We start from the raw sequence: 22,613 nt of genomic DNA on the forward strand, positions 1-22,613 counted from the left end.
GGGGTACACGAGCGATCTCAGCGCATGGGTGCGACTATAGAAATATGGCTGGTGTTAAGTCGGAACCGACACGGATCCTCGTCCTTGGTGGTGGGTACGTCGGGCTCTACACGGCGTACGGGCTCCAGAAGATGCTCCGGGCCAACGAAGCGTCCGTGACGGTCGTTGATCCGCAGCCGCACATGACCTATGCCCCCTTCCTGCCCGAGGCGGCGGCCGGTGCGATCGAACCGCGGCACGTGGTCGTGCCGCTGAGGCGCGTGCTCAAGCGCTGCCACGTGCTCACCGCGCGCGTGACGAAGATCGAGCACGACCGCAAGGCCGTGACGGTCGAAGCCGCCGACGGGCACGTCGAGCAGTTGAACTACGACGTCCTCGTGGTCGCGCTCGGTGCCGTCGCGCGCATCCTGCCGATCCCGGGCCTGGTCGAAGAAGGCATCGCCTTCAAGACCATCGGCGAGGCGATCTACCTGCGCAACCACGTCATGACGAAGCTGGACGAGGCCGCCAGCACGCTCGACCCCGAGCAGCGCAAGCGCCTGTTGACGTTCACCGTCGTCGGCGGCGGGTTCGCCGGTATCGAGGCGCTCGCCGAACTCGAGGACATGACCCGCTTCGCGGTGGAGAACTACTACCCGAACCTCAAGGTCGAGGACATCCGCTGGGTGCTCGTCGAGGCGGCCGGGCGGATCCTCCCCGAGGTGCGCGAGACGCTCGGTGTGTACACCGTCGAGCAGCTCGAGAAGCGCGGCATCGAAGTCTATTTGTCGACAGCGGCGAAGTCGTTCGAAAACGGCCATGTCGTGCTTTCGGACGGCACCGAATTCGACACCGACACGATCATCTGGACCGCCGGCGTGAAGGCGAACCCGGTGCTCGCGAGCTCGGACCTGCCGCTGGACAAGCGCGGCCGCGTCGAGGCCACCGCCGCGATGCAGGTCGTCGGGCACCCCGACGTCTGGACCGCCGGTGACAACGCCGCCGTGCCGGACCTCTCGCGGACCGAGCAGGATCCGACGGCGACCTGCCCGCCGAACGCGCAGCACGCCGTTCGCCAGGCGCGCCTGCTGGCGAAGAACATCATCAAGGTGATCCGCGGCGGCAAGCCGAAGGACTACTACCACAAGAACCTGGGCGCGGTGGCCAGCCTCGGCCTGCACAAGGGTGTCGCCGACGCGCTGAACCTGAAGATCAAGGGCTTCCCGGCCTGGCTCTTCCACCGCGCGTACCACCTCAAGGCGATGCCGACGTGGAACCGCAAGATCCGCATCCTGTTCGACTGGATGCTCGGTGGCCTGTTCCGGCGCGAGGTCATCTCGCTCGGCCAGATCAACAACCCGCGCGAAGAGTTCGACAGGCTGTCGAAGTCCTGAGCTCGTAGCTCCGTGAAGGCCTCCTTCCCTACCTTGAGAGTAGGGAAGGAGGCCTTCACGGCGTTTAGGGTGTGCCGGTGCAGGCATTCCGGAAGCTGAAGCCGCCCGTCCAGTCGGCCCTCCCCAAGCCGGGATCGACCCCGCTCGAACTCGCCCACGACCTCGTGGACCGGATCGAGCAGGGGACGAAGTACGCGCGGATCCGCAAACGCCGGTTCCGCACCAGGTCCGTCGTACTGCGGATCCTGGCGTTGCTGCTGTCCGCGGCCTCCACGATCATCCTCGGCCTGCAGAACCTGAATCCCTGGACGGGGACAGCGTTCGCACTGGTCGCCGTCGTCACGGTGGTGAACGTGCTGGAGCCGTTCTTCGCCTGGCGCTCGCTGTGGGTGCTGATGGAGGAAGGCCAGTACAAGTTCTACCGGCTGCGCGACGACCTGACCTACTACATCGCCTCCACGCCGCCGGACGAGCTGGACCGGACCGTCCTGCGCGAGAAGTTCGACGAGTACCAGGCGATCTGGGACCTCGTCGGCAACAGCTGGCTGAAGTACCGCCAAGCGGACAAGGCGAACTAGGCCCCGGCCTCGGTGACCACCCGCCCGGGGCATCGCCTAGGCTTGCCCGTGCCCCGGTAGCCCAACTGGCAGAGGCAGTCGACTTAAAATCGACCCAGTGCGGGTTCGATCCCCGTCCGGGGCACAAACAACATCCTCACGAAGCCGCTTCGGCAGGCTGGTGTGGCCGGTCGGGTGAAAATTCAACTGAACCGATTCCCCGACGAGCCATGCCGATCTCGCATGATTGCCATGAGAAACGCTCGTTGGTCGCGTGCCGCGGACGACCATAAGGTGGTCGTGCGATGACCTGGACCCGTCGGCCGGAAACGTAGCAGCCGGCGGATTTCCGGTAGTCATAAAGGATTCCCGCCCGCGAGCCCGCGTCGATCGAAACGAGTCCGGCAATGCCTCGTATTGTGCACAGTGACCCGCCCGGCGTACCCGCGCCGCCTCCGGGGGCCTTCTCTCACGCCGTTCGCGTGAATGGAGACTCCGGCGCCCTGCTGTACGTTTCCGGGCAGATCGCCGTCGACGACCAAGGCGCGCTGGTGGGGAAGGGCGACGTCGGCAAGCAGACGGAGCGGGTTTTCGACATTCTCGGCAAGATCCTCGCCGCGCACGGCGCCGGTTTCGACGACGTGGTCAACATCCGGACGTTCTTGACCGACATGGACCAATTGCAGGGCTACTTGGCCATTCGCAAACAACATCTGACCGGGACGCCGCCCTCCAGCACCACCGTCGAAGTGAGCAGGCTGTTCAATCCCGACGCGCTTTTGGAAGTCGATCTCGTCGTTTCGCTTCCGGCGTGAGGTCCGGGGTCTTCGCCAGATCGGCGGCCACGGAACGCAGATCCTCGAGGAACGCGGACACCGCCGGATATCGGTGCGCGTGCGGGGGAACCGCCGCGTACACGGTCCGTCTCGGCGGATCGGGGGCGAGCGGCCGCACGGCGATCCTCGCCGGGATGTGGGGAGTCATCATGCCGGGGACGAGGGCCACGCCGAGCCCGTCGGCCACCAGTTCGAGTTTGACCATCCACTCGCCGGCGCGCAGCGGCGTGTGCGGGATGAACCCGGCGGTGGCGCAGGTGGCCTGCAGCGCGGACACGGCCTCGACCGTGTCCGCGACGATCCAGTGCTCGTCGGCCAGTTCGGCGATGGGGACCTCGTCCCGCGACGCCAGCCGATGTTCTCCGGGCAGGGCGACGTGTATCCGGTCCTCGACGAGATGATCCAGGTGGATGCCGGTGAGATCGGGATTCTTGTGGGTGCTGACCACGGCGATGTCCAGGTCGCCCGCCCCTAACAGGCGCAGCAGGCGCTCGGTGGTCCCTTCCCGTAAAGCCAGCGAGATTCCCTCGTGCCGGGACTGGAAACGTTTCAGCGCGCCGGAAACCAGTGCCAGGTTCGCGGTGGGAAATGCGCCGATCCGCAAGTGCCCGACGTCGAGCCGCCGTACGGCGTCCAGTGCGCGAATGGTGTCGGAGAACCGTTCGAGGAGCGCTTTCGCGTGGGGCAGCAGGTGTTCTCCGGCGGGGGTGAGCCGGACGCCGCGAGCCCGCCGGGCGAACAGTTCCACACCCCAAACATCTTCTAGGGAAGCCATTTGCCGGGAAACCGCGGACTGGGTGTATCCACCCGCGGAGGCCGCCGCGGTGAACGATCCGCGTTCGGCGACGGAAACGAACGTTCGCAGCAAAACCGGGTCCGGTAGCTCTGAAGGCACAGCGCTTGATCTTACGCCGTTCGTGGACGCGGCGGCTTGACTTCGGCGACGAAAGGGCGGAGGAGGGGGCAGTCGAGCGTGGTGCCGGGGGCCGGTGTGGGAGGGTGAAGTACGCGAATCTGGGTGGATGTAAGGGAAACGCGCGCCGGCGGGGATTTTTTCCGGCGAGGGCAACCGATTCCCTTTTCGGTGCGTCAAACGATAGTCATAGGTCAGATGCCGTCTTGGGGGCGGTATCCGGGTCGGACGTTTCCAGCGTGGGATTCGACGGGGGACAGGTCTTGGACGTGAATACCGGAGATGCCGGGGAATACGGGCATCAAGATGATCGGGGGCCTGTCGTCATGGCTTCGATCGCCACACTGCTGCCCTCCGATTCGCCCAGGATCGGTGGCGAAGACGGAGAGCATGTGCGTGAGCTGGCGGAGCTGGACGCGAGCTTGCCGCCGATCGTCGTGCATCGCGTGACGATGCGGGTGATCGACGGGATGCACCGGTTGCGGGCGGCCGTGCTCCGTGGTGAAGAACTGATCGCGGTGCGCTACTTCGACGGTACCGACCTGGACGCGTTCTTGCTGGCGGTCCGGCTCAATTCCACGCACGGGCTGCCGTTGTCCCCCATCGATCGCGCGTCGGCGGCGGCACGGATCATCCGCTCCCATCCGCATCTGTCGGACCGCGCGATCGCCGAAACCACGGGACTCGCGCACAAAACCGTGGCCGCCATCCGGTCCCGTTCGGCGGGGGACGTCCCGCAACCGGACACGCGGGTCGGCCTGGACGGGCGCGTCCGCCCGCTCAACGCCGCACAGGGCCGCCTCCGCGCACGCGACCTGATCGCCAGTGACCCGAAGGCTCCGTTGCGTCAGATCTCGCAGTCCGCGGGCGTCTCCGTGAGCACGGCGAGGGATGTGCGCGAACGGTTGCGGCGTGGCCAGGATCCGGTTCCGTTGCGGCAGCGTCGTGGCAAGAAGTTCCCGGCTCCGCCACATCGCGATCAGGCGGCCTCCGAGGCCGGCGACAGGTATACGGCCGATTCGCTCGCCGAGGACGCCGTCGCGGCCTTGGAGGCCTTGCGCATGGACCCGTCCTTGCGGTTCACCGAAGCGGGACGCACCGTGCTCCGGTTGCTCGATGTCCATGTACTCGGGACGGAGGGCTGGGACAGGCTGGTCGACGGTATCCCCGAGCACTGCAGTGTCGCGGTGGCGGACATCGCCCGCAGCTGCGCCGAATCCTGGCGCGAGTTCGCCCGTCAGCTGGAGCAGCACCGGCCGGAAAGGCCGGCGGCCGCCGAGTGAGCGTGCTTCCCGGCGGCCGCTGATCGAGCTCGCTCAGTCGGACGTGGCGGGCGGGTTCGCCGCCCGCCACTCGGCGGCGAGGATCGACCACACCTCGATGTCCTGACCGACGCCGTCCATGGGGAACGCCTCGCGAAGTGTGCCTTCGCGCTTCATCCCGAGCCGCCGTGCCACGGCGATGCTCCGGTCGTTCGCCGGAAAGGTGCGCCATTCGACGCGGTTCATCCCACGCTCGTGGACGGCCCAGTCGATCATCAGCCTGGCCGTTTGCTGGATCAGCCCGCGTCCTTGCGCTTCCCGCGCGAGCCAGACACCGATCTCGCAGGTCGAAGTCCGGGGTTCGAAGATGCGGAACAGCGTGCCGCCGGCGAGTTCGCCGTCCAGCCAGATCCCGTAGATCCGTCCGCCGTCGGAGGCCTGCTGATCGGCGTACCGCTGGAGGAACTGCCGGGCGGTCTCATCGTCGACGATGGTCCGGGCCCAGGGCAGCCACGGCGCCAGATGCTCCCGGTTCCGGTGGACGTAGGCGGCGAATTCGGCCGCCAGCCAGGGTTCGAGCGCGCGGAGATCCGCGTCCGGGGCGAGGCGGTGACGCAGCAAGGCGATCCTCCGTTTTGATCGGTTGACTTCGTTTTGATCGGTTGATTGGACGTTACCGCAGAAAAAGGCGGGGAATCCCGGACCGTTCGTGTTCGAGTGGGGAGAGTTCCCGGTCGAACACCGGCCCGCGCTATTCCAGGACGATCATGTCGTGCTCGGCGGAGATGCGCCCGATCTCGGTCTGGTCGAGCGGCCGGTCGCCCCCGGCGGAGATCAGTGCGCGCAGTACCCGATCCCAGCCGCCCGGCGCGTTGATGTTGAGCATGCGCACCGGGGCGTCGGTGTCGTTGCGGTAGCAGTGCGCGACGCCGGGAGGAAAACAGGCGTACGAGCCGGGGCCCGCGGAAACTGTGCGCTCTCCGATGCGTAGCGTCACTGTTCCTTCCAATACGTAGAAGGAATCGCATAGGCGTTCATGGCGATGCAGTGGCGGGCCGCTCGCGCCGGGCCGAAGCCGGTGCTCGACAACGGAGAACGCTCCGCCTGTCGCGTCACCGGAAGCCAGCACCAAAGAGACATTGCCGTCACCGTAGGTGAGTACTTCACCTTTGTCCGAGGCGCGAAGAAAGATCGCGGGAAGTGTCATGCGGCAAAAGATATCCATGATCCGCAGGGTGTGACCGCCTTGGTCGCGACGCGGGCGAATCCTTGCCTCGATTGGCGTATTGATGGCACCGCCCGCATCACCTAGCTTGGCGATCGGGGCTGGGGTGCGGTCATACAGGCGGGCTTCTACTGCCTGGCAAGGTCATGATCTGTTCAATCATGTTCTGGGGGATGTTGCTTCATGGGCTCTGCCGAACACGCGACAAGGACAAAACCTTCTCTGGTGAATTCTTTCTCGGCGCCTGCCTCCGCCAAGGGAATAGCGACCCTGGTGGAGGAATGGGTAAAGCTGCGACCGGAAGCCTGCGCGGTGCGCGAACCGGTCACCGGAAGGTCGATGAATTACCGTGAGCTCTGGCAGCACGCCGGGCGGCTCGCCGAGGTTCTCATGAGCCAAGACGTGCGCCCCGGCGATCTTGTCGCGGTCGATCTCCCACGCTCCCTCGACTTGGTGGTGGCCTTCCTCGGTGTCGTCCGGGCCCGCGCCGCCTACCTGCCCTTGGACGTCCACGCTCCCGCGGACCGAATCGCCGATATCGTCGAGGAATCGGGCTCGCGGGTGCTGATCTGCGCGCCACAGGCCGAGGCCGGACGCCGGGCGAGTCTTCCTTCGGGCGTGCGGGTGCTTTCGGTGCCGCAAGAGCCGGGCGAGACGGATTCGACGGCACCGGTCGAAGCCGTGGCCGGCGAAGATCCGATCTACGTCACGTATACCTCGGGTTCCACCGGACGGCCGAAAGGCGTCGTCATCCCGCATCGCGCGGTGAACCGGTTGGTGGTGGATCCGAACTACTGCACGATCGACCCGGGCGATCGCGTCGCGAATACGTGCAATCCCGCCTTCGACGTGACCACCTGCGAGATTTGGAGCACGCTCACCTCCGGCGGGACCATCGTGCCCTTTCCCTTGCTCACCGACGTCACCATGAACGCCTGGGCGGATTTGGTGCGCACCGAGGAAATCACCACGATGTTCCTCACCACGTCGCTGTTCCATACGGTGGCCTGGGAGCGTCCTGACGCTTTCGGCTCGATGAAGAACCTGGTCGTCGGCGGGGAACAGCTGGACCTCGCCGCGGTCCGGCGGGTGCTCGCCGCGCGGCCGCCCGCCCGGCTGGTGAACGGTTACGGGCCGACCGAGGCCACCGCTTTCGCCACCTTCTTCGAATGCACCGCCGAAAGCCTGGCCGGTGCCGAACGGATCCCCATCGGGTACGCCCTGCAGAAGACGACGGTCCACGTACTGGACGAAGACCTGAACCCGGTGCCCGCCGGGGAATCGGGTGAGCTGTGCCTCGGTGGGCCCGGGGTGGCCACCGGCTACCTGAACCGCCCCGAACTCACCGCGGAACGGTTCGTGATCGCGCCGTCCACCGGTGAGCGGGTGTACCGGACCGGCGACCTGGTCCGCGAGGTCGCCGGTGGTGCCTTGGAAATGCTCGGCAGGAAGGACCGGCAGATCAAGCTGCGCGGCTTCCGGATCGAGCTGGAGGAGATCGAGCGGGTCGCGGTTTCCACGGGTCTCGTCGATGCCGCGTTCGTGGAAAAGGTGGGTGAGGGGGCGTCCGCCGAGCTGGTCGCGTTCCTGTTGCCCGCCAAGGGAACAGGCGAAGATCCGACCAGCGCGCTGGCAGGGGAACTGACCGCGAAACTGCCCGGCTACATGATCCCCGCCCATTGGCACGTGTTGCCCGAGCTGCCGGTCGGCGCGACCGGGAAAGCGGACCGCGCCCGGATGGTCGCGTTGTTCGCCGAAGCGGGCCGCGACGAACCGGCCGAAGACGATTCTTCCGACGACCCGGTCCTCAGCCAGGTCAAGGGAATCCTGCGAGACGTGCTGGGCAGGTCGAACTTCTCCGCCGCCGACAACTTCCTCGACATCGGCGGGAACTCCGTCCTCGCCGTCCAGGTCGCGTCCCGGATCCAGCAGCGGTACGCGGTTCCGCTGGAACCGGCCGACGTACTGCTCGCCGAATCCTTCGACGCGCTGGCGGTCCACGTCCGCACGTCGGCGTCGTAACCGATGGCCACCCGCGTCCACGGAGCAACGATCCACCGGGGGAACTGTTGACCAACTCGACCTTGCCCGCGCTGACCCGGTCGGGCGCTCGTGTCGCGCCGCTGTCGTTCGCACAGGAACGGCTGTGGTTCATCGACGCCACGACACCGGGTTCGGTGACCTACAACGTTCCGATGCTGATGAACTGGCGCGGCCGGGCGGACGCCGAAGCGCTGCGCGCCGCTTTGACCGCCGTGGTGGCGAAACACGAGATCCTGCGCACGACGTACCAGGTCCGAAATGGACAGCCGGTGCAGGTGGTCGAGGACCCTGAGGCAGTCGAGGTCGAGGTGATCGAACTCGACGGCGTCAGGGACGCGGGACAACGGATCCGCGCGGAAGCCGAGGAACGAGCCGCGAAGCCGTTCGACTTGGCCGCGGGGCCGCTCCTGCGCTGTACGTTGTGGCGCGGCGCTCCGCCCGGGGACGCGCTCCTGCTGGTGATCCACCACATCGCCGTCGACGGCTGGTCGATCGCGGTGCTGCTGGAAGATCTCGGCAAGGCGTACCAGGCGGCGCTCGAGGGCCGGCCGGTGTCGTTGCCCGGGCTGGACATCCAGTACGCCGATTTCGCGGTGTGGGACCGGGCGGCGGGCGCCGATCCCGAGCTGCGGCAACGGGTCGCCGACCGCGCGGCGGACTTGCTGGCCGTGCCCGGAGGATTGAGTCTCACCGGCCGACGGCCCCGGACGGGCTCCCCGGAAGGTTCTGTTCCCGGCGCTCAGCACACCTTCACGGTGCCCGGACCGGTGGTCGCGAACCTGCGAGAGCTGGCGAAGACCCTGCGCGCGACACCGTATGTGCTGCTCTTCGCCGCGTTTCAGCTGGTGTTGCGGCGGTGGTCCGGGCAGCCGGAATTCCTGGTGGGGACGCTCGCCGCCAACCGCCCGCATCCGGATTTGGAGAAGCTGGCCGGGTTCTTCGTCAACACCGTGCCGCTGAAATGCCGTTCGGAATCGGACTGGACGTTCGCCGAACTCTGCGGGCAGACCCGGAAAGAGGCCTTCCGTTCCCTTACCTACCAACGGATCCCGTTCAACCAGCTGACCGCTGAGGTCGCCGCGGCGAAGGGTGCCCGCGTCGGGCTGGTGGACGTGGGATTCGCGCTGCAGAACGTCCCGGCGCCGAAGCCGCCCGCTCCGGAGCTGTGGACTCCGCCGGTCCAGCTTCCGACCGGTACGGCCAAGTTCGACCTCCTTCTGTTGCTGGAGGAGAACCACGACGAGATCACCGGCATGGTCGAGTTCGCGACCGATCGCCACCCCGGCGGCATGGGCCGGTTCGTCGGCGACGATTTCCTGGCCGTCCTCACGAAGGCGGTGGCCGAACCCGGCAGTACCGTTCGCGACCTGCTCGCCGATATCGACGATGTCGACGACAGGCTGGCGGACTGGGAGCGGGCCCCGGAAGGCATCGAGGAAGAGCCCGAGTGGCCGGCCGAGGTGTGGCGGGGCGAGTTCACCGAGGAGCAGCGGTGGGCCGCGGACCTCTTCGTGGACGTGCTGCCCAAGGTGGCCAAGGGAGATCTGACGCTCGCCGTCGCGGACTTGGTTCCAGAGACGAACTTCTTCTCCCTCAGCGGTCATTCCCTGCTCGCGGTCCACATGCTTTCCGAGGCTCAGCGACGCCACGGTATCTGGGTGCCCCCGGCCGACTTCCTGGCCGACCCCACGGTCGCCGGGCTCGGCCGGTTGCTCGCCGCGGGTACCGAAGCGCCGGTCGAAAAGTCCGGCGGCGCGGCGCCGGATCCGGCCGACCGGTACCCGGCGACCTCGGTGCAGCAGCGATTCTGGTTCCTCGACCGGATCGCCGGGCTGCGGTCGGCTTACGTGCTCCCCATGGTGATCGAGCTGCGGGGCGCGATCGATCAGGACGCGCTCCGCCGGGCGCTTCAGCAGGTCCTCGGCCGCCATCCCGCGTTGCGCTCCCGGTTCGAGCTCGACCGGAAGCTGCGGCGGCTCTTCTACCGCACGGACGCGCCGCCTCCCGAGATCATGGTGAGCGGCGGTGAACGGTGGGACGACGCCCGGCTCGAGGCCCGGTTGGCGAAGGTGAGCTGGGACGGGTTCGACCTGGCGACGGGACCGCTCGCGCGCGCCGAGGTCATCACGCGGAAAGACCGGACGCTGGTCGTGGTCAGCGCGCACCACGTCGTCAACGACGGGTGGTCGCAGCAGATCCTGTCCGAACAGCTGGCCGAGGCCTATCGGGCCGAGCGGGAAGGCAGACCCGCCGAGCTTCCGGCACCCGTCCATCCGTCCCAAGTGGACGGTTTGAACTCTCCCGCGGCCTCGTCGCGGGAAGAGCGGGCCGCCGCGCGAGTGTCCGAATTGGACGGTGCGCCGACCGATGTGCTCCTTCCGTACGACCGGCAGCGGACGAACACCCAGCCGACCCTCGGCGCGTCCCGCCGGGTGAATCTCGGGGAAGAGCTGACGGCCCGGCTGCGCGAGGTCTGCGGCGAACTCGGCTGTACCACCTTCATGGCGACAGCGGCGCTGCTCGCGAGCACCCTCGGCGGCCGGAGCGGGCAACGGGACTTCCTGTTCGCGATCCCCTGGGTGGGCCGGGACGCGCCGGAGTCCGCGAACGCGGTGGGCATGTTCGTCAACACACTGGTGCTCCGGGTGGACTCGAGCGGTGAACCCACTTGGCGGGAACTGCTCGGCCGGGTCCGTGAGGCGAGCGTTTCCTGCTACCGCAACGCGGACGTGCCGTTCGACGCGATCGCGTCGGCGGTGCATCCCGACCGCGGCCTCGACCGGCCGCCGGTGACGCCGGTGTACCTCGCTTCGGCCGACGGTGTGCCGTCGCCCGCCGAGCTGTCTCCCGGCATCGAAGCCCGCTACCTCCCGCTGCGGCCGCTGCACGTCAAGTACGAGTTCGAGCTCACCGTCACCGAACTCGCCGGCGACCTGCTGCTGTCCGCTTCCTATTTGAGCGACCTGTTCGACGAAGACACCATCACCGATCTTCTCGCCGCGCTCGTGACGAAGGCGATGAACCTGACGGCTGATCCGGATGCGAAAGCGAATAAGGGGAACTGAAGTGAACGAGACCGTGATCGCTGAGCCCGACATCGTCGGCAAGGTGCGAAGCGCGTGGGCGGACGCGCTCGACATCGCCGTCGAAACCGTTCCGCTGGAGGTCAACTTCTTCGACGCCGGTGGCAACTCGCTGCTGTTGCTGCTGCTCTGGGAGCAGCTCAACGGCATGACCGAACGCGACCTCAGGGCGGCCGACCTCTTCGAGCACAGCACGGTGGTGGCACAGGCCGCGTTGCTCGGCAGCGAGGAGGCCGCCGGACCCGCGGAGCTCGGCGGTCGCGAACGCGGCCGGTTGCTCGGCATGGCACGGCGCACCCAGTCGACCGAAGCGGGCAACTGACCCATGACGAACGAGACCGATATCGCGGTCGTGGGCGCCGGTTGCCGTTTCCCCGACGCCTGGACCCCGGAACGCTTCTGGCGGAATCTCGACGCCGGTGTGGTTTCCATGCGGGAACAGGACGAAGACCGGCTCCGGGCGTCCGGTGTGTCCGATGCGGACCTGAAGGCGCCTGACTTCGTCCGGGTGGCCGCGACCCTGCCGGGAGCGGAAGACTTCGCCGCCGAGTTCTTCGGGGTGTCGCCCACCGAGGCCGAGACGATCGACCCGCAGCACCGGCTGCTCCTGGAAAGCTGCTGGGAGGCGCTGGAGTCCGCGGGACATCCGCCGCGTGCGGACGGGCCGGTGACCGGCATCTTCGCGGGAGGCGCGCCGAGCCGGTACTCGGCCGCGTTGCTCGCGGCGAAGACCATGGAGTCCGGGCTGATCGAGGCGTTCGACGACCTCGGGCTGACACTGGGCGGCCTCGGGGACCTGATGACGTCGAGGATCGGCTACAAGCTGGGCTTGCGCGGGCCGACCGTCGGCGTGCAGACGGCTTGTTCGTCCTCGCTGTACGCGGTGCACTACGCGACCCTGAGCCTGCTCTCCGGCGAATGCGACATCGCGCTGGCCGGCGGTACGACGATCGCCGAGCCGGTCACCGGGTACCGGTACCAGCCGGGCGGCCTGACGTCCGAGGACGGCTACTGCCGTTCCTTCGACGCCACGTCGACCGGAACCGCGTTCAGCTCGGGGATCGGCGTGGTCGCGCTGCGCAGGCTTTCCGACGCCCTCGCCGACGGCGATCCCATCCTGGCGGTGGTTCGCGGCAGCGCCATCGGGAACGAGGGCTCGAACCGGCCGGGCTTCACCGCGCCGACGCCGTCCGGGGTCGCCGACGTGGTCGCGGCCGCGCTGCGGGTGGCCGACGTCCCGGCACGGCTGCTGCGGTACGTCGAGGCGCACGGGTCGGGCACCGCCCTCGGCGATCACATCGAACTGCTGGGGCTCACCGACGGCCTGCGGGCCACCACCTCCGACAGCGGATTCTGCGGGCTCGGCTCGGTGAAGGCGAACATCGGGCACACCGGTGCCACCGCCGGTATCGCCGGTTTCCTGAAGGCGGTGCACATCGTGCGCACCGGGAACCTGCCGCCGCAGCCGATGTTCGACCGGCCGCGGGATCCCGGCATCCTCGCCGAAAGCCCGTTCTTCGTGCCGACGAGCGCGAGTTCGAACCTCGACCGGGACCGGCACGTGCTGGTCAACTCGATGGGCGTCGGCGGCACGAACGCCGTCGCGGTGCTCGCCCCGCCGCCCGCGCCCGTGCGGCCCCCGGCACCGGAGACCGAGGTCGTCCGGCTGGTGCTGTCCGGGCGCAGTCGCGCCGAACTGGACGCGCTGTCCGTGCGGCTCGCCGACGAGCTGGACACCAGCGGGCCCGCCGTCGCGGACGTGGCGCACACACTGAGGGTCGGACGGCGGTCTTTCACCGAGCGCCGGGTGGTGACCGCCGCCCCCGGCGAACTCGCGTCGGTGCTGCGCCTGCCCCGTCCGCCCGCCGCCCGCACGGTGCGCACCACCTCCGCTCGGCGCGCGATCGTCGTCGCGCCGGAAGGACTGGACGTGCCGCGCGCGTTGCTCGCCGCGCTGCCCGGCAAGCCCGTGGTGCTGCGGGAGGAGCCCGCACGACCGTCGGCGGACGAGTTCGTGCTGCTCGTCGGCACCGGCGAAGCGGGACCGGCCCGCCACGTCCTGGCGCTCGAACCGGACACCGATCCGGGTGTGCTCGCGGACCGGGTCGAGGAGGCGCTCACGGCGGCCTGGCAGCACGGCGTCGACGTGACTTGGGAGGCGGCCTCCGGTGGTCGCGGCCGCCGGGTCGCGCTGCCGACGTATCCGTTCTCCCGGCGCCGGTATTGGGCGCTCGACAGGATGCCGCCGATCGCCGCGCCTTCGAGCTGGTCCCGGCCCGCCGAGTCCACTGTGGACACCGTGAGCGCGGTGAACCCGGAGGAGCCCGGATCGATCGAGGCGGAGCTGCTCGATCTGTGGCGCGATCTGTTCGGCGTCTCCTCGATCGGTGTGGACGACGAATTCGGCCTGCTCGGCGGGACTTCCCTGCTGTACGTGCAGATGGCCCTGAAGGTCCAGCAGCGCCACCAGGTCCTCATCAACGTGCACCGCTCGGGCGGCAGCCGGACCACGGTGCGCAGGGTCGCCCAGATCGTCCGGGGCAAACTCGGCGCCGAAGGCAACGAAGCCGTCTACCAGGTCGCGGACGGAGACGGCGACCTGACGGACGCCGACCTGCGACTGCCGTTGGCCGATGTGGCGGAAACGGAAGCGCCGGGTACCGATGTGCTGCTGACCGGCGCGACCGGCTTCCTCGGCGCGTTCCTGCTGCACGAGTTGCTGGCCTCGACCGAGGGCAGGATCTACTGCCTGGTGCGGGCCGCCGACGAGGCCGAGGGCCGGGAGCGGCTGAGCAACGCGGCGAAAGCGCTGGGGCTGCCCGAAACGGACTCGGACCGCGTGCACGTGGTGCCCGGCGACCTGCACGACATCGCCAGGGTCTGCCGCGAGTACCGGGACGGCGAGCTCGCCACGCGGGTGGGCCGGGTGCTGCACTGCGCGGCCCGGGTGGTCTTCACCGAGCCGTACCGGGTCCTGCGCGAGAGCAACCTGCTGCCGATGGTCGACCTGCTGTCGTGGATGCGGGGCAACGGAATCCGGGACTTCTCCTTCGTCTCCACCGTCGCGGCGACCGGGATCGCGATGGGTACCGGCGGGAAGATCCTGGAGACCAGGGAACAACCGCTGGATCCCGAGCAGGGCGGGTACGGCGTCAGCAAATGGGTCGGCGAACGGCTGCTGGAACGGGCCGAGCGCGACGGCATGCGGGTCCGGGTGTTCCGGCCGGGCGTCATCGTCTCCTCCCGGACGACGGGGGCCTGCAACGAAAAGGACCTGGTCTGGCATCTGCTGGCCAGCGGTCTCGCGGTGGGGGCGCATCCGCTCGACGAGCGTGCCTGGCCGGTGGCGCCCGTCGACGTGGTGGCCAAGGCCATCGCGGAACTCTCGTTCGTCCCGGGTTCGGTCGGCCGCGCGTATCACCTGGTGCACGAGAAATTGATCAACCCTCGGCAGATGTTCGAGCTGCTGGCCGAAGCGGGCCTGCCGACCGAGGCCGTCGAGCCGGAGGAATGGAAGCGGCGGGTGGCCGAAACGGCACTGGCGACGGGTGACGAGGTGCTGTCGAACATGACCCTCTACGAACTCGAAGGCGAGGAGAACCTCGGCGAGGACGACATGGAAGCCAAGGGCTGGCAGGACTGGCTGAGCCGCTCCGGACTGAGTTCCGAACCGACCGGAGAGCTGCTGCGCGGCGGGCTGGAGTACCTGGCCGAGAGCAAGGCGGCGGCGGGCGAACTGGTGGCGAATCTCGTGAGGACAAGGGGAACGCGCTCATGACCAGGGAAGACGGCTCCGGCGCGATCGGTATCGGCGCGATGCACTGCCTGCTGCCCGAAGACCGGGTGGCGGTCACGGACCTGCCGGAATTCGCCCAGCTCGGCCACGAAGAGCTCCAATTCGTCGAGAAATGCGGCGTGCGGACCGTCGGGGTGTTCACCGAGACCGCGCAGGCGGCCCTCGCCGCGCAGGCCTGCCGGGAACTGCTGGCCGAGCATCCGGTCGACCCCGACATCCTGCTGATGGTCGGCCCGCGGTCGCCGGACGTGCTGCTCGGCTCGGACGTGTGCCGCGTGCAGGCGGAGAACAAGATGGACTCGGCGTTCGCCTTCAGCGTGGACGGGCTGGGCTGCACCGGGTCCAGCGCCGCCTGGGCGCTGGCGCGTGACCTGCTGGTGGCCGATCCCGGCCGCGAGAGCGTGATGATCACGCACACCAGCCGTCCGACCGGGGCGGACCGGATCCGGTTCCCCGTCACCGTGGTCGGCGACGGCGCGTACGCGATGACGATGGTCCGGGGCGGCCGTCCGGTGCTGCGCGGGCACCGGCAGGAGACCGACGGTTCCTTCAACGACCTGTTCCGCGTGGACTACAAGCAGACGCCCTGGTACGAGTGGCGCGAGGAGTGCCTGGACCCGTCCAGGTACAGCTTCGAACTCGCGACGCACAGCCAATTCCGGCTCAGCCGCCTCGTCGACCGTGTCCTCGCCGAAGCAGGAGTCGGCAAGGACGCCGTCGCCACCACCCTGATGCAGAACGTCGCGGCGAGCGCGTTCGGCTTCTACACGTCGCTGCTCGAACTGCCGATCCACGACGTGTGCCTGGCGCAGCTGACCGAGTACGGGCACCTCGGCGCGATGGACGTCGTGCTCAACCTCGACCGGCTCCTCGCCACCGGCGAGCTGTCCGAGGGCGATCTCGTGCTGGTGCTGAACAACAGCCCGGTGGCGGCCTGGGCGGTGACGTTGTGGGAAGTCTGAACGGCACACCGGAAACGCTGTACGACTGGTTCGCCGCGTCGGCGGCCAGGTGGCCGGACGAGACCGCGGTCGAGGTGCGGGAGGTCGGCCTGACCTACGCGCGCCTCCACGAATGCGCGCTGGCGCTCGCCGGCCGGATCGTCGCCGAGCACGGCCGCGCGCCGGAGCGAATCGCGCTGCTCGCTTCCCGCAGCGTGGTCGCGTACGCCGGATATCTCGCCGGTCTGTACCTCGGCTCTGTCCTCACCCCGCTCAATCCGGAGTATCCGGCGGCCCGCAACCGCACGGTCTGCGAGCTGGCGAACGTGGATCTGGTGCTGGCCGACGAAGCGGGCTCCGCGCAGCTCGGCGACGACCTCGCCGCCACCGTGCTCGCGCCCACCGACGAAGACGTGCTCGCGGCCAGCCCCACCGGCGAAGCACGGCCGCGCGAGACGACCGGTGACGACGTCGCGTACGTCCTGTTCACGTCGGGCTCCACCGGCCGCCCCAAAGGCGTGCCGATCCGGCACCGCAATCTGTCGCCCTACCTGGCGCACAACATCGAGCGCTACCAGGTGAAGCCCGGCTGCCGGATGTCGCACGCCTTCGATCTGACCTTCGATCCGTCGGTGTTCGATCTCTTCGTCACCTGGGGCGGCGGCGCGACCCTGGTCGTCCCGCGGCGCACCGAACTGCTGACCCCGGTGGACTATCTGGCGGAGCGCCGGATCACGCACTGGTTCTCGGTGCCCTCGGTGGTTTCGGTCAGCGCGGACCTCGGCAACCTGCCGACGGGACGGGTGAGCGAGCTGCGCTACAGCCTGTTCATCGGCGAACAGCTCACGGGAAGGCAGGCGCGGGAGTGGCGGGCCGTCGCGCCGGACGCGGTACTGGAAAACGTCTACGGCCCGACCGAGCTGACCGTCGCCTGCACCGAATTCCGGTTGCCGGACGAGCCGGAGCACTGGCCCGTCACCACGAACGACACGGTGCCGATCGGTCCGGTCTACGACTTCCTCGACCACGTGATCCTGGACGAGGCCGGACTTCCCGCGGAGGAGGGCGAACTCTGCGTCCGCGGCTCCCAGCGTTTCGACGGCTACCTGGACCCGCGGGACGACGTCGGCCGGTTCCTCACCCACGACGACGCCGGAACGACGGTGTACGACGGGAAGGGGCCGCTGACCGAGGCGCACTACTACCGCACGGGGGACAGGGTGCGGTGGGAGTCCGGCAACCTGGTCCATTTAGGACGGTTGGACAACCAGGTCAAGGTCCGCGGCTACCGGATCGAACTCGGCGAGATCGAGGCGGCCATGCGGCGGCACCCCGAAATCCGGGACGCGGTCGTGCTCGCGATCAAGAACGGGGACGAAACCGAACTCGTCGGCTGCTACACGGGCGAGCCGCAGGCACCCCTGCGTTTCCTGCACTGGCTGTGCGACCAGGTGCCCATCCACATGGTTCCGCGGCGCTTCGAACAGTTCGATTCCTTGCCCCTCAACGCCAACGGCAAGATCGACCGGAACGGGCTGCGAGACCTGCTGCCCGCCCGCCGTCCGGTCAAGGCGTAGCGATGGACATCCGAAACCGCGCAGAGAAAGGAATCGCTCGCTGATGTCCTACCTCCGAGAACTGATCCCCCCGCCGGGGCCGGTCCGCGTGCTGTGCCTGAGCAACCTGGCGAAGACCGTGGGCAACGGCGTGTTCATGGCGGTGAGCATCCTGTTCTTCACCCGCACGGCGGGGATCCCGGCCGGTGAGGTGGGGCTCGCGCTCACGATCGGCGGGATCCTCGGGATGGCGGCGAGCGTGCCCGCCGGGCAGGCGGCCGACCTCCTCGGTCCGCGCAACACCACGATCGTGTTCATGTGCCTGCAAGGCGCGCTGATGTGCTGCTACGCCTTCGTCGGCGGGTTCGTCACCCTTCTGGTGGCGACCAGTCTGGTGCTGATCGCGGAATCCGCGACGGACGCGGCGCGCGGCGCGCTCATCGCCGGGATCACGCGACCGGAGGAACGGGTGCGAGCCTGGTCCTATCTGCGTTCCATCAGCAATCTCGGGGTCTCCCTCGGCGCGGTGGCGGGCGGCATCGGACTGCACTTCGACACCCGCACGGCCTACATCTCGGTGTTGATCGGCGGCGGTCTGCTGGTCATCTCGGCGGGTCTGGCGTACTTCAGGCTGCCGACCGTGCCCCCGGTACCCGCGCAGTCCGAGGGCGCGCGGCTCGTCGTGCTGCGCGACAAGCCGTACGCGACGATTTCCTTGCTCAACGCCGTGCTCACCATGAACACGGTCATCCTCACCGTCGCGCTGCCGCTGTGGATCATCCAGCAGACGAAGGCGCCGGCCTGGCTGTACTCCGCGCTGCTGTTGCTCAACACGGTCACCGTCGTGCTTCTCCAGGTGCGGACCAGCAAGGGGAGCGACCTGCCCCCCGGCGGGGCGAAAGCCCTGCGCCGGTCCGGTTTCCTGCTGGCGGCCTGCTGCGCGCTGTTCGCGCTCGCGGCCGGGCAGCCGACGTGGCTGGCGGTGCTCATCCTCGTCGCCGGCGCACTGGCGCACGTCTTCGGCGAGATGCTGTGGAGCGCGGGTTCGTGGTCGCTGTCCTTCGGCCTCGCGCCCGAACACGCACAGGGCCAGTACCAAGGGTTCTTCGGCATGTCGACGCAGTTCGGCACGATGGTCACCCCGGTGCTGGTGACCGGGTTGATCGTCGGCGTCGGCCAGCTCGGCTGGCTGATCTTCGGGGTGGCGATGATCGCCGCGGGCGTGGCCGCGCCGTCGGCGACCAGATGGGCCCTGCGCACTCGACAGCCGTCCGCATCCGCGACCGAATCCGTGACAGGGGCGTGACATGGACTTCAGCCTGTTCTACTTCGCCAACGACAGCAACGAACGTGACCGCAACCGCTATCAGCTTCTGCTGGACGGGGCACGGTTCGCGGACGCCAACGGCTTCACCGCCGTGTGGACGCCGGAGCGGCACTTCCATTCCTTCGGCGGTCTCTACCCCAACCCGTCGGTGACCGGCGCGGCGGTGGCCGCGATCACCGAGCGGGTGCAGATCCGCGCCGGCAGCGTGGTCGCGCCGCTGCACCATCCGATCCGGATCGCCGAAGAGTGGTCGGTGGTGGACAACCTCTCCGGAGGACGTGTCGGCCTCTCCTTCGCGTCCGGTTGGCACGCCGTGGATTTCGCGCTGCGCCCGGAGAACTATCGGGACCGCAAGCAGATCCTGGTGGAATACGTGGACCAGGTGCGCAGGCTGTGGCGTGGCGAGACCATGTCCGTCGTCGACGGTGTCGGCACCGAGCAGCAGGTGCGGGTCTTCCCGCCGCCGGTCCAGCCGGAGCTGCCGGTCTGGGTCACCAGCGCGGGCAACGCCGAGACCTTCCGCGCCGCCGGGCGGGCCGGTGCGGGCCTGCTCACCCACCTGCTGGGTCAGGACCTCGACGAGCTCGCCGAGAAGATCGCCGAATACCGCCGCGCGGTCGCCGAACGCGAAGACGCCGACGGCTGGCCGGGGCGGGTCGCGCTGATGGTGCACACCTGCCTCGGCGACGACGAGGACGAAGTGCGCGAACAGGTCCGCGAGCCGCTGCACGACTACCTGCGCAGCTCGCTCGGCCTGCTGCTGGGTTCCCAGCTCAACGGCGCGCGCAAGCTCGATCCGGCCAAGCTGCACAAGGAGGACGTGGACTTCCTGGTGGGGCGCTCGTTCGACCGGTACTACGACGACGGCGCGCTCCTCGGCACGGTCGGCAAAGCGCAGAAGATGGTGGAGCGATTCCGTGACGCCGGGGTCGACGAGGTCGCCTGCCTGATCGACTTCGGGGTACCCGCCGAGACCGTGCTGGCCGGTTTCGAACACCTCAACCAGGTGCGGGAGCTGTCGACCGCGCCCTCCGGCTCGTGAACCCTCGCGACGGCGGCACGCGGGAGGCGGCCCCGCCCGCATCCGGGCTGGACCGGACCGGGGAACGGTTCCGCCGCACGGCGAGCCGGTTCCCGACCGGGGTCACGGTCCTGAGCACCGTCGTGGACGGGCAGCCGCACGGGATGACCGTGAACGCCTTCACCTCGGTTTCGGTCGACCCCTTGATGATCCTGGTGTCGGTGAACCACGATTCGCGGACGTACCGGCACATCAGCTCCTCGGCGGTGTTCGCGGTGACCATGCTCAGTGCCGGCCAAGAGAGCGTCGCCCGTGCCTTCGCCGACCCGAAACGCCCGTCCGGTGCGCGCTCCTTTGTGGACATACCATGGCGAGCCGCGCCGTACACAGGCTGCCCGATCCTGCCCGAAGGGGTCGGCTACTTCGACTGCGTGCTGGACCGGATCCATCCCGTCGGCGACCACGCCGTCCTGATCGGCGCGGTACGCGCGTTCGACGTGCTGACCGGACGCCCTCCGTTGCTGTTCCTGCACAGCGAGTTCACCGAACCCGGCCGACCGAGTCCGAAAGGGAAACAGCGATGAGTCCACAAAGGACCGACAGTGCGGAGTTCCGCGCCGCGGTCGAGCGGCTGCGGGTGCCAGGAATGGGCACGGAATCCGTCGGGCCGCTGCTGAAATCGCTCGTCCACCTGGTCCGTCCGCGCCGGGTCCTCGAAGTGGGAATGGGCTACACCACGCCGTTCCTGGCCGGCGCGCTCGCCGAAGTCGAGGAGCTGGTGCGCGCCGAGTCGGAGGCGCTGGGGGTGAAGTCCCGGCCGTACCTCGACGGAGAAGCCGAGCTGGACGAAACCTGGCTCAACGAGGAGCCTCCGCTGGCGCGCCCCGACTACTACCTAGAGCCGTATCGGCCCACCCTCGTCGCGGTGGACGATCTGTCCATCGAGGAATCGTCCGCGGGCAGGGTGCGGACGGTGCTGCGGGAACTGGACCTCGAAGACCGGGTGACGGTCGTGAACGCCGACCTGCGCGAGTGCGCGGACCTCCTGCCCGCGGAGCTGACGCCGATCGACCTGGCGTGGGTCGACGCGTGGGAGTGCCTGTACTTCGTGGACAACTTCTGGGAGCTGATCAACCCGGACGGCGGCTTGGTGATCCTGCACTACCTGATGACCTACCCCGAGGGGGACGCGATTCTCCGTTATCTGGCGGGAATCCAGCGGTCGCGGCCCGGCGAGATGGAGATCGTGAACCTGCTCGAACCGCACAAACTCGCGCAGAACAGCCTGACCGTGCTCCGTCGCACCGGCGGCGCGGTGAAGCGGCGATACGCGCGGGCGGGCACCCAGGTCGTCGATTTCAGCGACGAACTGCGGTCGAGCGCGATCGAGCACGCGGCACAGGCCGGGCAGGACAAGGCCCCGCTGGCGAAATGATGACCACGCAAGGGATTCACCTGGGAGGAAGCTTGTACCGACAGGGGACGGCCGGTATTCACTGGGGAGGGGAACGGAATGGACTTCGCGCCTACCGCGGAACAACAAGAACTTCGTGACCGGGTGATCCGGTTCGCCAAGACCACGATCGGTACACGGGCGGCGGAACACGACCGGGAAGGCACGTTCGACGAGGACGGCTGGAAGCTGTGCGCGGACTTCGGCGTGCTCGGGTGGCCGATCGCGAGCGAGTACGGCGGTTCCGGCTACGATCCGCTCACCGCGATCATGGCCTACGAAGGTCTCGGCTACGGATGTGCCGACAACGGCCTGGTGTTCGCGATCAACAACCACGTGTTCGCGTGCGCGGTCTACATCGCCGATCACGGGACGGAAGAGCAGCGGCGGCGGTGGCTGCCGCCGCTGTGCGACGGCTCGATGGTCGGGGCGCACGCGCTGTCCGAACCGGAGACCGGGTCGGACATGCTTTCCCTGACCACCAAGGCCGTCCGGACCGGGGACGGCTATGTCCTGACCGGCACCAAGAAGTTCATCAGCAACGGTCCGCGCGCCGATCTGTTCATCGTGTTCGCCAGGACGAGTGAAACGGAAGCACCGCAACGGTCGATCTCGGCCTTCGTGGTGGAGCGGGACACTCCCGGTCTCTCCACGGAATTGATCCCCAAGGCCGGGTTGCGGGGCACGCCGATGGGCGAGATCGTCTTCGACGGCTGCGCGCTCCGCGAGGATCAGCGGCTCGGCGCCGAAGGTGCCGGATATCAGCTGTTCACCTCCACCATGGAGTGGGAACGCGGGTTCATGTTCGCCAGCGGGGTCGGTGTGCTGGCGCGGCTGCTCGACCGCTGTGTCGAATACGCGAGCACCCGCCAGCAGTTCGGCCGGGCGATCGGCGCTTTCCAGGCGGTTTCGCACAAGATCGCCGACATGCGGGTCCGGCTGGAGCTGGCGCGCCTGTTGCTCTACAAGGTCGGCTGGCTGCGCTCGCGCGGCAGGCTCGCCCTGCACGAGGCGTCGATGTTGAAGTTGTACGTCAGCGAAAGCCTGAGCGTCAGCGCGCTGGACGCGATGCAGATCCACGGTGCCCGTGGCTACACCGAAGAACTGGGCATCGAACGGGAACTGCGGGATGTGCTGGCGGGCACGATCTACGGCGGTACCTCGGAGATCCAACGGTCCATCATCGCCGGCCTGCTCGGTGTTCCCACGTCGGTCTGAGGAGGACGA

The 22,613-nt window shown here is 68.4% G+C and carries 19 protein-coding genes and 1 tRNA gene; 17 read left to right on the plus strand and 3 right to left on the minus strand.

The annotated features are described in order from the left end of the window. Positions 1-44: 44 nt before the first annotated feature. From ACZ5IK_RS03830 to ACZ5IK_RS03845, 4 genes are all read left to right on the plus strand, one after another. Complete coding sequence (locus ACZ5IK_RS03830) at positions 45-1,373, plus strand: NAD(P)/FAD-dependent oxidoreductase (RefSeq protein WP_409490579.1); 1,329 nt, start codon at positions 45-47, stop codon at positions 1,371-1,373. A 77-nt stretch (positions 1,374-1,450) separates the two neighbouring features. Then, complete coding sequence (locus ACZ5IK_RS03835; RefSeq protein WP_465486423.1) at positions 1,451-1,951, plus strand: DUF4231 domain-containing protein; 501 nt, start codon at positions 1,451-1,453, stop codon at positions 1,949-1,951. Positions 1,952-2,001: 50 nt separating this feature from the next. Beyond that, a tRNA-Leu gene (locus ACZ5IK_RS03840) sits at positions 2,002-2,075 on the plus strand. 337 nt (positions 2,076-2,412) lie between these two features. Continuing rightward, on the plus strand, positions 2,413-2,745 hold the full coding sequence (locus ACZ5IK_RS03845; protein WP_465486424.1) for a RidA family protein: 333 nt from the start codon (positions 2,413-2,415) through the stop codon (positions 2,743-2,745). On the opposite strand, the gene ACZ5IK_RS03850 is transcribed toward ACZ5IK_RS03845, so the two are convergent. Continuing rightward, the gene (locus ACZ5IK_RS03850) at positions 2,693-3,661 is read right to left on the minus strand and encodes a LysR family transcriptional regulator (RefSeq protein WP_465486425.1); all 969 of its coding nucleotides are present in this window, start codon (positions 3,659-3,661) and stop codon (positions 2,693-2,695) included. The genes ACZ5IK_RS03845 and ACZ5IK_RS03850 overlap by 53 nt on opposite strands. 344 nt (positions 3,662-4,005) lie before the next feature. Here ACZ5IK_RS03850 and ACZ5IK_RS03855 point away from each other — a divergent pair, with 344 nt between their 5' ends. After that, the gene (locus ACZ5IK_RS03855; protein ID WP_465486426.1) at positions 4,006-4,962 is read left to right on the plus strand and encodes a streptomycin biosynthesis protein; all 957 of its coding nucleotides are present in this window, start codon (positions 4,006-4,008) and stop codon (positions 4,960-4,962) included. Between the two features lie 33 nt (positions 4,963-4,995). On the opposite strand, the gene ACZ5IK_RS03860 is transcribed toward ACZ5IK_RS03855, so the two are convergent. Beyond that, positions 4,996-5,562, minus strand: a complete 567-nt coding sequence (locus tag ACZ5IK_RS03860) for a GNAT family N-acetyltransferase (protein WP_465486427.1) — start codon at positions 5,560-5,562, stop codon at positions 4,996-4,998. A gap of 130 nt (positions 5,563-5,692) precedes the next feature. Next, positions 5,693-6,070, minus strand: coding sequence for a cupin domain-containing protein (locus ACZ5IK_RS03865; RefSeq protein WP_465486697.1), 378 nt, complete (start codon positions 6,068-6,070; stop codon positions 5,693-5,695). Here ACZ5IK_RS03865 and ACZ5IK_RS03870 point away from each other — a divergent pair. From ACZ5IK_RS03870 to ACZ5IK_RS03925, 12 genes are all read left to right on the plus strand, one after another. Next, positions 5,978-6,253 carry a hypothetical protein gene (locus tag ACZ5IK_RS03870; RefSeq protein ID WP_465486719.1) on the plus strand — a complete coding sequence of 92 codons (276 nt, stop codon included), beginning with the start codon at positions 5,978-5,980 and terminating at the stop codon, positions 6,251-6,253. The two genes, ACZ5IK_RS03865 and ACZ5IK_RS03870, sit on opposite strands and share 93 nt — an antisense overlap. A gap of 138 nt (positions 6,254-6,391) precedes the next feature. After that, positions 6,392-8,188, plus strand: a complete 1,797-nt coding sequence (locus tag ACZ5IK_RS03875) for a non-ribosomal peptide synthetase (protein ID WP_465486428.1) — start codon at positions 6,392-6,394, stop codon at positions 8,186-8,188. Positions 8,189-8,235: 47 nt separating this feature from the next. Next, entirely contained in the window at positions 8,236-11,274 is a 3,039-nt protein-coding gene (locus tag ACZ5IK_RS03880) for a condensation domain-containing protein (RefSeq protein WP_465486429.1), read from the plus strand. Between the two features lies 1 nt (position 11,275). Next, positions 11,276-11,614: an acyl carrier protein gene (locus ACZ5IK_RS03885; protein ID WP_465486430.1), complete on the plus strand. Its 339-nt coding sequence runs from the start codon at positions 11,276-11,278 to the stop codon at positions 11,612-11,614. Between the two features lie 3 nt (positions 11,615-11,617). Then, on the plus strand, positions 11,618-15,070 hold the full coding sequence (locus ACZ5IK_RS03890; protein WP_465486431.1) for a thioester reductase domain-containing protein: 3,453 nt from the start codon (positions 11,618-11,620) through the stop codon (positions 15,068-15,070). After that, entirely contained in the window at positions 15,067-16,050 is a 984-nt protein-coding gene (locus ACZ5IK_RS03895) for a 3-oxoacyl-[acyl-carrier-protein] synthase III C-terminal domain-containing protein (protein ID WP_465486432.1), read from the plus strand. Before ACZ5IK_RS03890 ends, ACZ5IK_RS03895 begins: the two co-directional genes overlap by 4 nt. Further along, positions 16,038-17,606, plus strand: a complete 1,569-nt coding sequence (locus tag ACZ5IK_RS03900) for an amino acid adenylation domain-containing protein (protein WP_465486433.1) — start codon at positions 16,038-16,040, stop codon at positions 17,604-17,606. Before ACZ5IK_RS03895 ends, ACZ5IK_RS03900 begins: the two co-directional genes overlap by 13 nt. Before the next feature lie 43 nt (positions 17,607-17,649). Beyond that, the gene (locus ACZ5IK_RS03905) at positions 17,650-18,891 is read left to right on the plus strand and encodes an MFS transporter (protein ID WP_101610568.1); all 1,242 of its coding nucleotides are present in this window, start codon (positions 17,650-17,652) and stop codon (positions 18,889-18,891) included. Between the two features lies 1 nt (position 18,892). Next, a complete protein-coding gene (locus ACZ5IK_RS03910) occupies positions 18,893-19,954 on the plus strand; it encodes a MupA/Atu3671 family FMN-dependent luciferase-like monooxygenase (protein ID WP_465486434.1) in 1,062 nt (353 codons plus the stop codon). After that, a complete protein-coding gene (locus ACZ5IK_RS03915; RefSeq protein WP_465486435.1) occupies positions 19,951-20,517 on the plus strand; it encodes a flavin reductase family protein in 567 nt (188 codons plus the stop codon). The genes ACZ5IK_RS03910 and ACZ5IK_RS03915 overlap by 4 nt, the downstream gene beginning before the upstream one ends. Further along, complete coding sequence (locus ACZ5IK_RS03920; protein WP_465486436.1) at positions 20,514-21,368, plus strand: O-methyltransferase; 855 nt, start codon at positions 20,514-20,516, stop codon at positions 21,366-21,368. Before ACZ5IK_RS03915 ends, ACZ5IK_RS03920 begins: the two co-directional genes overlap by 4 nt. A gap of 78 nt (positions 21,369-21,446) precedes the next feature. Continuing rightward, positions 21,447-22,604, plus strand: a complete 1,158-nt coding sequence (locus tag ACZ5IK_RS03925; protein ID WP_465486437.1) for an acyl-CoA dehydrogenase family protein — start codon at positions 21,447-21,449, stop codon at positions 22,602-22,604. Positions 22,605-22,613: the final 9 nt, after the last annotated feature.

This window comes from Amycolatopsis sp. NPDC031561, assembly GCF_055580625.1.